This is a genomic window from Micromonospora sp. DT44, from assembly GCF_049841635.1.
Taxonomy (GTDB): domain Bacteria; phylum Actinomycetota; class Actinomycetes; order Mycobacteriales; family Micromonosporaceae; genus Micromonospora.
This window is the reverse complement of record NZ_JBNCKS010000009.1, coordinates 68,863-82,713: the sequence shown is the minus strand read 5'-3', so window position 1 is coordinate 82,713 and position 13,851 is coordinate 68,863. Positions and strand designations below refer to the sequence as shown.

13 protein-coding genes and 1 tRNA gene are annotated in these 13,851 nt (G+C 71.3%); 9 read left to right on the top strand and 5 right to left on the bottom strand.

Translation table 11 applies throughout. The annotated features are described in order from the left end of the window. Positions 1 to 41: 41 nt before the first annotated feature. Positions 42 to 127 (bottom strand) — tRNA-Leu (locus ACLQ25_RS07550). 207 nt (positions 128 to 334) lie between these two features. Here ACLQ25_RS07550 and ACLQ25_RS07545 point away from each other — a divergent pair. From ACLQ25_RS07545 to ACLQ25_RS07510, 8 genes are all read left to right on the top strand, one after another. Beyond that, positions 335 to 1,123, top strand: coding sequence for an FhaA domain-containing protein (locus ACLQ25_RS07545; protein ID WP_007454122.1), 789 nt, complete (start codon positions 335 to 337; stop codon positions 1,121 to 1,123). Positions 1,124 to 1,129: 6 nt separating this feature from the next. Beyond that, the gene (locus ACLQ25_RS07540) at positions 1,130 to 1,615 is read left to right on the top strand and encodes an FHA domain-containing protein FhaB/FipA (RefSeq protein WP_355048517.1); all 486 of its coding nucleotides are present in this window, start codon (positions 1,130 to 1,132) and stop codon (positions 1,613 to 1,615) included. Then, positions 1,612 to 3,072: a PP2C family protein-serine/threonine phosphatase gene (locus ACLQ25_RS07535; RefSeq protein ID WP_425730168.1), complete on the top strand. Its 1,461-nt coding sequence runs from the start codon at positions 1,612 to 1,614 to the stop codon at positions 3,070 to 3,072. Before ACLQ25_RS07540 ends, ACLQ25_RS07535 begins: the two co-directional genes overlap by 4 nt. A gap of 30 nt (positions 3,073 to 3,102) precedes the next feature. After that, positions 3,103 to 4,593, top strand: a complete 1,491-nt coding sequence (locus tag ACLQ25_RS07530) for an FtsW/RodA/SpoVE family cell cycle protein (RefSeq protein ID WP_355048515.1) — start codon at positions 3,103 to 3,105, stop codon at positions 4,591 to 4,593. After that, positions 4,590 to 6,098 carry a peptidoglycan D,D-transpeptidase FtsI family protein gene (locus tag ACLQ25_RS07525; RefSeq protein WP_425730167.1) on the top strand — a complete coding sequence of 503 codons (1,509 nt, stop codon included), beginning with the start codon at positions 4,590 to 4,592 and terminating at the stop codon, positions 6,096 to 6,098. Before ACLQ25_RS07530 ends, ACLQ25_RS07525 begins: the two co-directional genes overlap by 4 nt. A gap of 1 nt (position 6,099) precedes the next feature. Continuing rightward, a complete protein-coding gene (locus ACLQ25_RS07520; protein ID WP_425730166.1) occupies positions 6,100 to 7,506 on the top strand; it encodes a protein kinase domain-containing protein in 1,407 nt (468 codons plus the stop codon). Beyond that, positions 7,503 to 9,323: a Stk1 family PASTA domain-containing Ser/Thr kinase gene (gene pknB / locus ACLQ25_RS07515; protein WP_425730165.1), complete on the top strand. Its 1,821-nt coding sequence runs from the start codon at positions 7,503 to 7,505 to the stop codon at positions 9,321 to 9,323. The genes ACLQ25_RS07520 and pknB overlap by 4 nt, the downstream gene beginning before the upstream one ends. Before the next feature lie 86 nt (positions 9,324 to 9,409). Beyond that, on the top strand, positions 9,410 to 10,045 hold the full coding sequence (locus tag ACLQ25_RS07510; protein WP_425730164.1) for a SanA/YdcF family protein: 636 nt from the start codon (positions 9,410 to 9,412) through the stop codon (positions 10,043 to 10,045). A gap of 8 nt (positions 10,046 to 10,053) precedes the next feature. Here the strand turns inward: ACLQ25_RS07510 and ACLQ25_RS07505 are convergent, their stop codons facing one another. From ACLQ25_RS07505 to ACLQ25_RS07490, 4 genes are read right to left on the bottom strand one after another with little or no spacing between them, the layout of a single operon-like run. Next, a complete protein-coding gene (locus tag ACLQ25_RS07505) occupies positions 10,054 to 10,704 on the bottom strand; it encodes an aminodeoxychorismate/anthranilate synthase component II (RefSeq protein WP_425730163.1) in 651 nt (216 codons plus the stop codon). A gap of 2 nt (positions 10,705 to 10,706) precedes the next feature. Next, on the bottom strand, positions 10,707 to 10,991 hold the full coding sequence (locus ACLQ25_RS07500) for a hypothetical protein (RefSeq protein ID WP_425730162.1): 285 nt from the start codon (positions 10,989 to 10,991) through the stop codon (positions 10,707 to 10,709). A gap of 4 nt (positions 10,992 to 10,995) precedes the next feature. Next, on the bottom strand, positions 10,996 to 12,543 hold the full coding sequence (locus tag ACLQ25_RS07495; RefSeq protein ID WP_425730161.1) for a class E sortase: 1,548 nt from the start codon (positions 12,541 to 12,543) through the stop codon (positions 10,996 to 10,998). Next, positions 12,540 to 13,343 carry a DUF881 domain-containing protein gene (locus ACLQ25_RS07490; protein WP_425730160.1) on the bottom strand — a complete coding sequence of 268 codons (804 nt, stop codon included), beginning with the start codon at positions 13,341 to 13,343 and terminating at the stop codon, positions 12,540 to 12,542. The genes ACLQ25_RS07495 and ACLQ25_RS07490 overlap by 4 nt, the downstream gene beginning before the upstream one ends. A 221-nt stretch (positions 13,344 to 13,564) precedes the next feature. Here ACLQ25_RS07490 and ACLQ25_RS07485 point away from each other — a divergent pair, with 221 nt between their 5' ends. Beyond that, complete coding sequence (locus ACLQ25_RS07485) at positions 13,565 to 13,828, top strand: cell division protein CrgA (protein WP_355242748.1); 264 nt, start codon at positions 13,565 to 13,567, stop codon at positions 13,826 to 13,828. Positions 13,829 to 13,851 lie beyond the last annotated feature (23 nt).

Genomic DNA, 13,851 nt, shown 5'->3' with positions numbered 1-13,851 from the left:
TATGACGGAAGGGCCCCGCATCAAGCGGAGCCCTCGCCTTTTGGTGGGGATGGGGGGAGTTGAACCCCCACGCCCTTTCGGGCACACGGACCTGAACCGTGCGCGTCTGCCATTCCGCCACATCCCCGTGGCACAACCCGGGAGACTGTAGCCGCCCCGAACCCGCTGTCTCCAACAGGCCCCGGGAATACTACGCTGTCCCAGACGCTCGCCACGAGCGGTTACCGTTCGTGGCGGACGAAAGATTAGCACGGCTGTCCCGGTCCTTCCGAACGGGCCGGGAGCAGGCGGCCGAGCGGCGTGTGAGCTGCGCGCGCGCCGGCCGGATACCATCATGTCCTCGGGACCCGAGGAGGAGCCGGTGAGCGTGCTGCAACGCTTCGAGAAGCGTCTAGAAGGCCTGGTCGAAGGGGCTTTCGCCAAGGTCTTCAAAGGGGTGGTCCACCCCGTGGAGATCCTCAACGCCATGCAGCGGGAGGCCGAGGCGCACAAGGCGATCCTGGCCGGTGGGCGCACGTTGGTGCCCAACCGCTACGTGATCGATCTCTCGCCGTTCGACCACAGTCGTCTGGCGCCGTACGCCGCCGCGCTGGCCCAGGAGCTGGCCCAGTCGCAGGCGGAGTTCATCGGCGAGCAGGCCTGGACGGTCTACGGCGACGTGATCGTGGAGATCGAGCGGGGCGAGGGCCTGGACACGGGAATGTTCCGCGTCACCGCCGAGGTCTACACCGGCGGCGAGGTCGCCCCGGTGTCGGCGCCCGGCTACGACGCCGGTCCGCCCGCCTACCCCGCGTACGACCAGGGTGGCGGCTACGGCCCGCCGCCCGGGCACGGTGGCGGTCGCAACGTGCGGCTGGTCTCCGGTGACGGGCGCACCTACCCGCTCCAGATGGGGTCGACGGTGATCGGTCGCGGCGACCAGGCGAACCTGCGCCTGCCCGACGTCGGTATCTCCCGGCGACACGCCCGACTGGATTTCGACGGCGGCCAGGTTGTGCTGACCGATCTGGGTTCCACCAACGGCACCATGGTCAACGGGCAGCGGGTCTCCGCCGTCGCGCTGAACCCCGGTGACATGGTCCAGCTCGGCACCACGACGCTGACCTTCCGCGTGGACGGCTGAGCCGCCTTGCCGGCACTGGTCATCACCGTTGCCCGGTTCGGGTTCCTGATCCTGCTGTGGATCTTCGTGTTCACGGTGGTCGGCGTTATCCGCCGAGATCTTTTCGCGGGAGCCCGATCCGGTCGCCTGGTGGCGGCACCGCGCGCGGTTGGCGCCTCGACGGGGCAGGCGGCCAAACCGGCGAAGGCGAAGCGGGGTAGGGCGGCCCACCAGCTGGTGGTCACCGCCGGTCAGCTGGCCGGTACCCGCATCACCCTCGGTGAAGCGCAGATCACCATCGGTCGGGCCGAGGACTCCACCCTGGTCATCACCGACGACTACGCCTCCGCGCGGCACGCGAGACTCCTACCGCGCGAGGGCCAGTGGTTCGTCGAGGATCTCGGCTCGACTAACGGCACGTACCTCGATCGCGCTAAGGTCACCGGACCAACCCCCGTACCCCTCGGCGTGCCGATCCGGATCGGCCGCACTTCCCTCGAATTACGGCCATGACTCTGACCCTGCGCTATGCGGCCCACAGCGACCGCGGTCTGATCCGTGACGGCAATCAAGACTCCGTCTACGCCGGGCCGCGGCTACTCGCCGTTGCCGACGGCATGGGCGGCATGGCCGCCGGTGACGTCGCCAGCAACATCGTCATCGGTGCCATGGCGCCGCTCGACGAGGATGTCCCCGGGGACGCCCTCGTCGACGCGCTGCGTTCGGCCGTGGGCACCGCCAACCAACAGCTCCGCGACACGGTGGACGCCAACCCGCAGTTGGAGGGGATGGGCACCACACTGACGGCGACCCTCTTCTCCGGCAGCAAGCTGGGGATGGTCCACATCGGTGACTCGCGGGCCTATCTGCTGCGCAACGGTGAGTTCGCGCAGGTCACCAAGGACGACACATACGTCCAGATGCTCGTCGACGAGGGCCGGATTAGCGCCGAGGAGGCCAGCAGCCACCCACAGCGGTCGCTGCTGACCCGCGCGCTGGACGGCCGGGACATCGACCCGGAGTACTCGGTCCGCCAGGTGCTCCCCGGTGACCGCTACCTGATCTGTAGCGACGGCCTCTCGGGTGTGGTGAGCGCCGACACCATCGGCGAGACCCTGCGCGAGTACACCGATCCGCAGCAGTGCGTCGAGCGACTGGTGCAGCTCGCGCTGCGCGGTGGCGGCCCGGACAACATCACGGTGATCATCGCCGATGCCACCGACCACGACATCGTCGAGGCGACCCCGATCGTCGGCGGTGCCGCCGCCCGGGACCGGGGCATGGCCACCTCCGCCGACGACTCGACCCCGGCCGCCCGGGCCTCGGCGCTCTCCGCGCCGCGCCCCGCCGCGCCGGAGGAGCCCGCCGCCGCGGACGACGAGCCGGAACCGCGCAAGCGCCGGCCGGTACGCGCCACCGCCATGGCCGTGGCCCTTCTGGTGATCCTCGGCGGCGGACTCTTCGCCGGCTGGACGTACACCCAGCGCCAGTACTACGTGGGTGCCACCGACGAGGGCCAGGTCGCCGTCTTCCGCGGCATCCAGGGGCAGATCGCCGGGATGGACCTCTCCACCGTGCACCGCACCAGCGGCACCCGGTTGGACGACCTGACCGTCGCCGCCCAGGACACGGTCAAGGTGGGCATCCGTGCCAAGAGCGAGCCGGACGCCGAGCGGCAGCTCGCGGAGCTGACCAGCGACACGCCGACCAACCCGAACCTGAAGCCGCTCTGCCTGCCCGACTCGGGCGCGGTGACCGGCTCGCCCACGCCCACTCCATCCCCGACCCCGCCCGTGACGTCCCCGACGCCGGCCACCAGCCCCAGCGCGTCGGTGAACGGGGTCCTCAGCGCGAGCCCGACCACGGCGGCCACCGCCGGCGGGACCGATCCGACCACCGCACCCGACGCCACGCCCTCCGACTCGGCACCGCCGGCGCTCGACCCGGCCGGCTGCCGGTCTCCTGAGTGAGCGTCGACTGAGATCCCAAGGACTCCACCCGTGACCGTAGCGGCCACACCGGCATCCTCGCCCGCCACCACGGGCGGGGAGTCCGGCGTACGCCTGGCCCGGTCCCGGCGCAACGCCGAGCTGTCCCTGCTGCTGTTGGCCATGGTGCTGGTGGCCGCGTACATGGCGACCGTCGAGGCGAACCTCCTGGACACGGTCACTCCGGATTTCTGGATGCCCGCCGCCGCGCTCGGGGCGGTCTTCCTCGGCCTGCACCTGGTCATCCGGTTCCTCGCCCCGTTCGCCGATCCGGCTCTGCTGCCGGCGGTGGCTCTGCTCAACGGTCTCGGCGTGGGCTTCCTGCGCCGGATCGACCTGGGTGAGGCCGCGCCGGTGGACCGGGAGGACCTGGCCACGTTCGCCGGCATCGGCGGCCGGCAGCTCGCCTGGACGCTCGCCTCGGTGATCCTCGCCGCGGGTCTGCTCGCGATCATGCGCGACCACCGTTCGGTGTCCCGGTACGCGTACACCCTGGGACTCGCCGGCATCGTGCTGGTGATGCTCCCGGCGGTGCTGCCACGCAGCATGTCCGAGATCAACGGCGCCAAGCTGTGGATCCGTCTCGGCGGGTTCTCGATCCAGCCGGGTGAGTTCGCCAAGCTGGCGCTGCTGGTCTTCTTCGCGTACTACCTGGTGCGCAAGCGCGAGGTGCTCTCGCTGGCGAGCCGGCGGTTCCTCGGTATCGACTTCCCTCGCGGTCGGGACCTCGGTCCGGTGGTCGTGGTCTGGTTGATCAGCCTCCTGGTGCTGGTCTTCGAGAAGGACCTCGGCACCTCTCTGCTGTACTTCGGCATGTTCGTGGTGACCCTCTACATCGCCACCGAACGGGTCAGTTGGCTGCTGATCGGTCTGCTCCTCTTCTTCGGTGGCGCCTACCTCGCGTACGTCCTCGGTTCGACTGTCGGCGGGCCGTTCGCCAACTTCTACGTGCGCGCCGAGATCTGGCTCGACCCGTTCGCCGACCCGACCGACAAGGGCTATCAGCTCGTCCAGGGCCTGCTCGCCCTCGGCACGGGTGGGCTCTTCGGCGCGGGACCGGGCGGCGGTCAGCCGGACATCCTGCCCGAGGTGCAGAACGACTTCATCTTCGCCGGCATCGGTGAGGAGATCGGCCTCTTCGGTCTCTCCGCGCTGCTGGTGGTCTACCTGCTGATCGTGGAGCGGGGTCTGCGCGCCGCGCTGGCGGTCCGTGACTCGTTCGGCAAGCTGCTCGCCGGCGGTCTCGCCTTCACCCTGGGCCTCCAGGTCTTCGTGATCGTCGGCGGCATCAGCAAGCTGATCCCGTTGACCGGCCAGACCACGCCGTTCCTGTCCGCCGGTGGCTCGTCGCTGATGGCGAACTGGCTGCTCATCGCGGTCCTGCTGCGGGTCTCCGACGGGGCTCGGCGGCCGGTGACCGGTGGCGCCGGCAAGGCGGCCCGACCGGCGGGCGGTCCGCCCGAGCAGTTGCATGGTGCTCCCACGGAGGTGATCAAGCCGTGAACGCACCCCTGCGTCGTGTCGGTGTCGTCGTCATGGTCCTGTTCGGGCTGCTCTTCGCGAACCTGAACTGGATTCAGGCGTACAAGGCCGACGAGTACCGCACCAGTGACTACAACGGTCGGGTCCAGGTCGCCGACTACAAGCGCAAGCGCGGCAACATCGAGGCCGGCGGCACCGCGTTGGCCACCAGCAAGGAGACCACCGGCAAGCTGAAGTTCCAGCGCGCCTACCCGGGCGGCGCCAAGTACGCCCATGTGCTCGGCTACAAGCCGGTCAACCTGGCCGACACCGGCATCGAGCAGTTGGAGAACGACTTCCTGGCCGGCACCAGCGACCAGCTGATCGGCGACCGGTTCAAGGACATGTTCACCGGCGACGAGACCGCCGGCGGCAACGTGCTGCTCACGCTCTCGAAGCGGGCGCAGGACGTGGCGTACGACCAGATGCGCAACAACCAGGTGGATGCGAAGAGGGGCGCGGCGATCGCCATCGACCCGCGTACCGGTGCGGTGCAGGCCCTGGTGTCGATGCCCAGCTTCGACCCGAACCCGCTCGTCAGCCACGACACGGCCGCGGCGGCTGCGGAGATCAACAAGCTGGAGCAGAACCCGGACGGCCCGCTGAAGAACCGCGCCCTCTCCGAGACGCTGCCTCCAGGCTCCACCTTCAAGATCGTGGTTGCCGCGGCGGCGTTGGAGAACGGCGTCACCAAGTCGACCCCGATCCCGGCCGGGTCCAGCTACACACCGCCCACCTCGGGCAGCCCGATCCGTAACGCCGTCCCGTCGATCTGCCCCGAGGCACAGGTCACCCTCCAGGAGGCGGTCACCGAGTCCTGCAACACGGGCTTCGCGCAGCTCGGCGTGCGGCTCGGCGCGGACAAGGTCAAGGAGAAGGCCCGCCAGTTCGGCTTCGAGCAGGACGACCTCACCGTCGGCCAGCTCGGCGAGGAGGGCGGCCTGCGGACGGCGGCCAGCCGGACCGGCGACATGCAGAACCCGGACGGCAGCACCGACCCGGCCGCGTTGGCCCAGTCCTCGATCGGTCAGAACAACGTCCGGATGACCCCGTTGCAGGGCGCGATGATCGCCGGGGCGGTCGCCAACGGCGGCAGCCAGATGCGGCCGTACCTGGTCCGGCAGCTCCTCGCCCCGGACCGGACCACCAGCTACTACACCGCGAAGGCACGGGAGCTGCGCCAGCCCGTCGAGCCGCAGGTCGCCTCCGACCTGCGCGACATGATGGTCAGCGTCGTGCAGAAGGGCACCGGCCAGAAGGCGGCGATCAGCGGTTACACGGTCGGCGGCAAGACCGGTACGGCGCAGTCCGCGCCGGACCGCCCCGACCACGGCTGGTTCATCGGCTTCGCGCTGGACAAGAACGGCAACCCGGTTTCGGCCGTGTGCGTCGTACTGGAGCAGGCCGGCAGCGGTGGCAGCGCCGAGGCGGCCCGGATCGGTGGCCAGATCATGCGGGCCGCCATCGCCGACCCCGGGGGCCGCTGACATGCTCAGCCCCGGCGTCCAGCTCGGCAACCGCTACCGTCTCGACGAGCGGATTGCCAGCGGCGGCATGGGCGACGTCTGGCGCGGCACCGACCAGGTGCTCGGCCGGACGGTCGCGGTGAAGAGCCTGCTCCCGGCGTTGCTCGACGACCCGGACTTCGCCGAGCGGTTCCGGGGCGAGGCCCGGACGATGGCCACGATCAACCACCCCGGGGTCGTCGACGTCTACGACTTCGGCAACGATCAGCAGATCGCGTTCCTGGTCATGGAGTACGTCGAGGGCGACGCCCTGTCCTCCACGCTCAGCCGGGTCGGCCGGCTCACCCCGGCCCGGACGATGGCGCTCGTCGCGCAGGCCGCGGACGCCCTGCACGCCGCGCACGAGAAGGGCATCGTGCACCGCGACGTGAAGCCGGGCAACCTGCTGGTCCGGCCGAACGGCACGCTCGTGCTGACCGACTTCGGCATCGCCCGCTCGGACATCGTCGGCCAGCTCACCGCCGCCGGCTCGGTGCTCGGCACCGCCTCGTACATCTCGCCGGAGCAGGCCACCGGGCAGGTGGCCACCCCGGCGTCCGACGTGTACGCGCTCGGCGTGGTCGCCTACCAGTGCCTCGCCGGCCGGCGACCGTTCGAGGGGGACAACCCGCTCGACATCGCCATGCGGCATGTCCGGGAGACGCCCCGCCCGCTGCCCAACGACATCCCGCCGCAGGTCCGGGCGGTCGTCGAGCGGGCGCTGGCCAAGGACCCGGCCGCCCGCTGGCCGAGTGCCGCCGCCCTCGCCTCGGTCGCCCGGCAGCTCAAGGCCGCGCTGTCCCAGCAGGCCCGGTCCGGTGGTCACTCCGCGCCGATCTCCGGTGCGCCGTCCTCGCCCGCCGCACCCGGGCGGGCGCAGGTGCCGCAGGCGCAGCAGTTCCGCCCGCCGGGCGCGCCACACCGGCAGCCGCCCGTCGGGCAGCGACCGACCGCGGTCGCGCCGGCCCAACAACCCCGCCCCACCGCGGTCGCGCCGGCCGTACCGCACGCCCGGCCGCCGGTCGCCCAGGCCGGCTATCCGCGCGGCGCCGCGGCGGTGCCGCCGGCACAGACCCGGCAGGAACACCAGCCGGCGTACGTCCGGCAGGCCGGTCCGGCGTCCGAACCCAGCCGGTCCCGGCCCGGGATGGTGCTCGTCGCCATCCTGCTGGCCTTACTGGTCCTGCTCTGCTCCGGCGTGATTTCCTACAAACTGCGGAAGGCGTCGCAGACGGGTACGTCCGGGGCGACGACTTCACAGACCGTGACGTCCGGCGCGCTGCGGCTCGACGGACGCGACGATGCGACCCGGACGTCGTACCGTCGTGAGGTACGACTCCGGCCGGGTGACGGCGGGACGACGACGAGCGAAGGACGACAGACGCGATGACAGCGCAGGCCCGCCTGCTCGGTGGCAGGTACCAGGTCGGCGAGCTGCTCGGCTACGGCGGCATGGCCGAGGTGCACCGCGGTCGCGACCTCCGGCTCGGTCGGGACGTCGCGATCAAGATGCTCCGTACCGACCTCGCCCGGGACGCGACGTTCCAGATGCGCTTCCGCCGGGAGGCGCAGAACGCGGCGTCGCTCAACCACCCGGCGATCGTGGCGGTCTACGACACCGGCGAGGAGACCGCCCCGACCGGCGAGACGCTGCCCTTCATCGTCATGGAGTTCGTCAACGGACGGACGTTGAAGGAGGTCCTCGGCGTCGAGGGCCGGTTGCAGCCCCGCCGTGCGCTGGAGATCTGCGCCGACATGTGCGCGGCGTTGGAGTTCAGCCACCGGCACGGGATCATCCACCGGGACATCAAGCCGGGCAACGTCATGCTCACCCAGACCGGCCAGGTCAAGGTGATGGACTTCGGTATCGCCCGGGCTCTGGCCAGCGGCGCGACGACCATGACGCAGACCAGCGCGGTCATCGGCACGGCTCAGTACCTGTCGCCGGAGCAGGCGCGCGGTGAGGCCGTGGACGCCCGCTCCGACGTGTACGCGGCCGGCTGCGTTCTCTTCGAGCTGGTCTGTGGTCACCCGCCGTTCGTGGGTGACAGCCCGGTCAGCGTCGCGTACCAGCACGTACGGGAGACTCCGCCGACCCCGAGCGACATCAACCCGGACGTCACTCCGGCGGTCGACGCGATCGTGCTCAAGGCGCTGTCGAAGAACCCGCTGAACCGCTACCAGAGTGCCGGTGAGATGCGCGCCGACCTGCTACGTGCCGCCGCTGGGCGGCCGGTGCTGGCCACTCCGGTGCTGCGCGAGGCGGAGACGGTGGCGATGGCCCCGGCCGGCGGCGGTGCCGCCGGCTACCCGCCGGCCGCCACCGGGGCACAGACCCGGCAGATCCCGGCGCGGGTCGGCGACCCGCGCCAGCGCAAGGCGTCCTCCTGGCTGATCGCCCTGTTCAGTGCGGTCGGCGTGCTGGCGGTGATCGCGCTGGTCGCCGCGCTGCTGTGGAGTCAGCAGCAGGACAAGGACCTGAAGGCGGTGCCGACGCTCGCCGGCAAGACCCGCGACGTGGCGGTCACCGAGATCCGCAACGCGGGCTTCAACCCGGTGGTGGGCGATCCCGTCCTGGCCAACGACTGCACGAAGGGCACCGTCGCCAAGCAGGATCCCGCGGCGGGCGCCCGGCTGAAGTCGGCGAGCAACGTGACCGTCCAGATCTGCGACGGCAAGCCCGACGTCAAGATTCCCCCGGGTCTGGTCAACTCGCAGTTCGACAACGTCGAGCCCCAGCTGAAAGCGCTGGGGCTGACCGTGGAACAGAAGCCGGTCGACAACCCCGCGCAGAAGGGCATCGTGATCAAGGTCAGCCCGCCCTCGGGGTCCACCGTCCCGCAGGACAGCAAGGTGACCGTCGAGGTCTCGCGCGGCAATGTCAGCAAGGTGCCCAACGTCGTCAACTCCACGAAGGACGACGCCGCCGCCGAACTCCGCGCGGCGGGTTACGTGGTCAGCTTCCGCGACGGCGACGAGGTGCCGGCCGCCGAGGCCGGCCGGGTCCAGAAGCAGAACCCGAAGGGCGGCACCGAGCTGGCCCAGGGCAAGACGGTGACCATCGAGGTCGGCATCCCGGAGGAGGTCGAGGAGACGCCCAGCCCGCCGGTGACCCCGACGCCGACCCCCAGCAGCACGAGCACGCCCGGTAGCGGTGGCGGCACCGGCCAGCCGATCATCCCGCCGTTCCGGGTGGACGGGGAGTAGCCGTCCGCATCCGGGTGCGGGGCCTGCGGGCACTCGTCGACGACCGCCCACCGACAGTGGGTCGCTGGCGACGGTGGCTGCGACGTGTGGCGGTCCTGGGCGTGGTCGTGGTGACGCTGAGCAGCCTCCCGTGGCTGTGGACGACGCTCGGCGCGCGCGGGCACACCCACGACGAGGCGGGGGCACCCGCCGCCGACGTCGTGATCGTCCTCGGCACGGCGGCGGCGGCGGACCGACGGCAACCGGGTGACCGGCTCGCCGGCCGTCTGGAGACCGCCGCCGAGCTGGTGCGTACCGGGCGGGCGCGGGCGGTGTTGGTGTCCGGGGACGGCGGTGGCACCTCCGGCGACGAGCCGACGGTGATGACCGCCTACCTGACCGAGCGGCTCGGCGTCGACCCGGCACGGGTGGTGGCGGACCCGTTCGGCCTGGACACGTACGACAGTTGCGTCCGCGCCCGGGACGTGTACGGCGTCGAGCGCGCCCTTATCGTGACGCAGTCCTACCACCTGTCCCGGGCGGTGACGCTCTGCCGGCACCTCGGCCTCGACGTCGACGGGGTGGCCGCCCGCTGCGACGGGTGCGGTTCCGTCATGCTCGCCGGTAAGGCGGTCCGGGACTACCTGGCCAGCGGCAAGGCGGCCTGGGACGCGTTCCGGGAGCGGCCACCCGCAGTCCGGTCACCCGCGAACCCGGCCCTGCGGGACGCCCTCAGGAGCTGACCGGGCGTTCAGGAGGTGGCGAAGGCGGCGAGCCGTCGGGCGTCCACCTCGGCGGCCAGCGCCGGCGCGCGCTCCAGCGCCTCGGTGTGACCGCAGCTCGCGAGCCAGTTGGCGAGCATCAGGTGGCCGCCCTCGGTGAGCACCGACTCCGGGTGGAACTGCACACCCTCGATGGGCAGAGTCCGGTGCCGCATCGCCATCACCACTCCGGACCCGGTCCAGCCGGTGACCTCCAGCTCGTCGGGCAGCGTCTCGGGCAGGACGGCCAGCGAGTGGTAGCGGGTGGCGGTGAACGGGTCGGGCAGGCCGGCGAGCACGCCGACGGAGTGGTGGCGTACCTCGGAGGTCTTGCCGTGCAGCAGCTCGGGGGCCCGGGTGACGGTCGCCCCGAACGCCTCCCCGATGGCCTGGTGACCGAGGCAGACACCGAAGATCGGCAGCTTGCCCGCGTACTCCCGGATGACGTCCAGGCAGATGCCGGCGCGGTCCGGGCTGCCCGGACCGGGTGAAAGGAGGACGCCCGCCGCGCCCAGCCGGCCGACTTCGGCGACGTCGATCTCGTCGTTGCGGCGTACGTCGCAGTCCACGCCGAGCTGGCCCAGGTACTGCACGAGGTTGAAGACGAACGAGTCGTAGTTGTCGATCACCAGGACGCGCATCGTCACCTGCTCGTGGAGGACGGTTCGGGGTTGTTCCGTTCCGTGTCGTACGGCAGGTCGTGGTCGTCGCCGGTCGGCGTCTCGTCGGTCACCGCATCGCCGTCGCTCGGCTCGCCGGGAACGCCGGAGTCCTGGGTGACCTGGACGTCGTCGAAGGGCAGCAGGGGCTCGGCCCACGGGAAGGCCACGTACCACAGCAGAGCCACCGTGGCGGTCGCGAGCAGCACCGAACCGACGAGCTTGCCGGCCAGCCCGAACGGGAGCTTGCGCCAGATGAACGCGTACATCGCCTCAGCCTCCCAGTTCGGTCGGGCGGCCCGCCGACTTGGGCTGGGTGTGGTCCAACTCGGCGTGGATGATCAGACGCTGGTAGTTGTCCCACTTGGGGTTGCAGGTGGTCAGCGTGAGCATCCGCTTGGTCGGCTTCTTGTTCGGCTCACCGGGCACCGGTGCCACCACCTCGACCTGCGTGGGCTTGACGATGCGGGTCTGCGCCACCCGGTAGACGTACCAGTCGGTCTTGCCCTCGACCACGATCGCGTCGCCGTCGTTCAGCTCGTCCAGCCGCCAGAAGGTGGCCCGGTTGCGGTGGCCGGCGACGGAGAAGTTGCCGACCTGGCCGGGAAGCGCGCTGGTCGGGTAGTGCCCGGGGGCGTACCGGATGTCGTCCTGGGTGACGCCCTCGACCACCACCCAGTTCTTGTCGAGCTTGGGAATGTAGAGACCAGCGATCGGCTTGCCGCGCACCGGCGGGGACGGCTTGGCGCTCGGGGCCTTCGACGGAACGACAGTCGGGTCGTCGGTCGGGCCCCACGCCTTGGCGAGTTCGCTGCTGAGGTCGTTCTGGTGGGCGTCGACGACGGCGGACTTGCCCCACACCTCGTAGCCGGCGAAGAGCAGCACCACCAGGCCGAAGGTGATCAGGACCTCGCCGGTGACCCGGATGCCGGATCGTATGCGGGAGGCGAGTGACGGGCGGGTGAGTTCCGAGTAGACGCTCTTGTAGCCCTCGCCGGTCTGGTGCGGCCGGAGTTGGACGACCCGCTCCCCCCGACGTGGCCGCGGCGGCTCGGCGGCGCTGTCGCCCTCGTCGGCCAACCCCTCCGGCGCAGGTGTACGGGGAACCGCACCCATCAGCGCCGTCATGTCGATAGACGGGGGCCGGGGTGTCGGCTGGCCGGTCACGGTGGGGATGAGCGCGGTGGCGTTCGGGTCGGCGGTGCGGCCGGGCGCGGCCGGGGAGACGGGTGCGCCCGAGCCGCCGGTCGGGCGCGTGGACCCGGGGGTGATCTTCGGAATGAACGCGGTCGGCTCGTTGCCGCCCGGCGACGTGGGGACACCGAGGGCCGGGGAGGCGCTCGGTGGCGGCGAGGCGCTCGGTGGCGTGGGTGTGCTCGGTGGCGTGGGTGTGCTCGGTGGCGCGGGCGTGCTCGGGGGCGCGGCGGCGGGGGGAGGATTCGACTCGGCGCGGGATGCCGCGTTACCCGGCCACGGCGGCGGCGCGGTCGGGGTCGCGCGGTCGGTGGAGCCCTGCGGGTCGGACCATCCGGCGCTCGGTGCCTCGAAGGTGGCGGGCGGGCCCGTCGGCCGAGACCGGCTGGGCAGCACGGGATCCGGCCAGTTGCCGGTCGGCGTCCGCCCCGGAGTCGGGCCGGGCCGGGACGGCGACGACTGAGGTCCACCTCCGGTGGACTCGGCCTGGCCCGGGGAGGATTCCACCCGGCCCGCAGGTGGCTCGGCGCGACCCGGCTCGGGCCGGTTGACCTTCGGCAGGAAGGCCGTCGGTTCGTCGGCCTGGTCCCGGTGTCGGCCGTCGCGGCGCTCGTCGGGGCCGCTCACCTGGGCACCGTCGCCGAGCGCAGGGCGGTCGAGTCCTCGAAGGCCGGGACGGTCACGGTGGAGACGGACTCCTTGTAGCCGAGTTGGTAGTCGTCGACTGCGTCCTTGAACAACCGGACTCCCTCAGAGCTGGCGAGGGCCTGCTGGAGGGCAGCGGGATCGCCGATTGCTACGATCTTGAACGGTGGGGAGTACACCCGACCATGAAGCAGCAGGGTGTTACCGACGCAGCGTACCGCGCTGGTTGCGAGCACGCGGACGTTCATGATTGACATGGCCTCCGCACCACCCGCCCAGAGCGCGTTGACCACTGCCTGCACGTCGCCCTGGTGCACGACCAGGTCGTCGTTGGTGGCGTCGGAGTGAGCCGCGTCGTTGTGCTGGGGCGCGTCGTTCAGCTCGACCGTGACGGCCGTGCCGGTGACGGGAGTGAACCCGGCCGCCGCGAGGCTGCGTTGGGCTCGGTTCTGCTGGGCCTTGATCGGGGCGTCCGAGTCGGCCAGCGTGTCGGTGCGTTGCTCGACCTCGCCGCGCAGGGTGGCGGCGCGGCGCTCGCTCACCGTGACCTGCTGCTGCCGTTCCTCGATGAGCTGGTTGAGCTGGGGCCGCCGGTCCTCCCGGAGGGCGGTGCCGCCGGCGGTGGTCGCGGTGGTGGTGAAGAGCAGTCCCGCCGCGGCGGCGATCAGGGGCACCCCGATCGACCAGCCCGGTCGCCGTTGGCGTGGCCGCCGGGGCAGCAGCCCGGCGACGGCCCGTCGGAGGACCTTCTGCCAGGAGGCGGCGCCGGATGTGTACTCCACCGAGCGTTCCTTCCGAGTGTCGGGGACCGGTTCGTGACGACTGGGCCGCGATGCGAACAGTCCCGCCCTTTTCGGTCACTCCATGTACCTGCCTAACCCCATTCGTGGTCCAGGCGGCCGTTCGGGACTACGCTAGCTGTCGAACATTATTGGCCATGAACCGTCGCCTCCGCGTCCGGTTGTCAGGCCGGACGAGGTCGTCACCCCCTCTGGAGAGCGCCGTGCCCAAGTCTCAGGTCCGCAAGAAGAAGGTGTACACGCCGCCGACGGACGTGCGTCCGACGACGACGGCGACGTCGCGCAAGCCTAGCCCGGTGTGGCTTCCGATCACCGCGGTCGCCCTGATCGTCGCGGGCATCGGCTGGCTCGTCGTCTACTACCTCTCCGAGCAGGAGTACCCGGTCGCCTCGTGGCAGTACTGGAACCTGGCGGTCGGCTTCGGCGCGATGGTCGCGTCGCTGGTGCTGCTCTCCCGCTGGCGCTGAGCCCGGTCGGGCCGCCGCCGCAC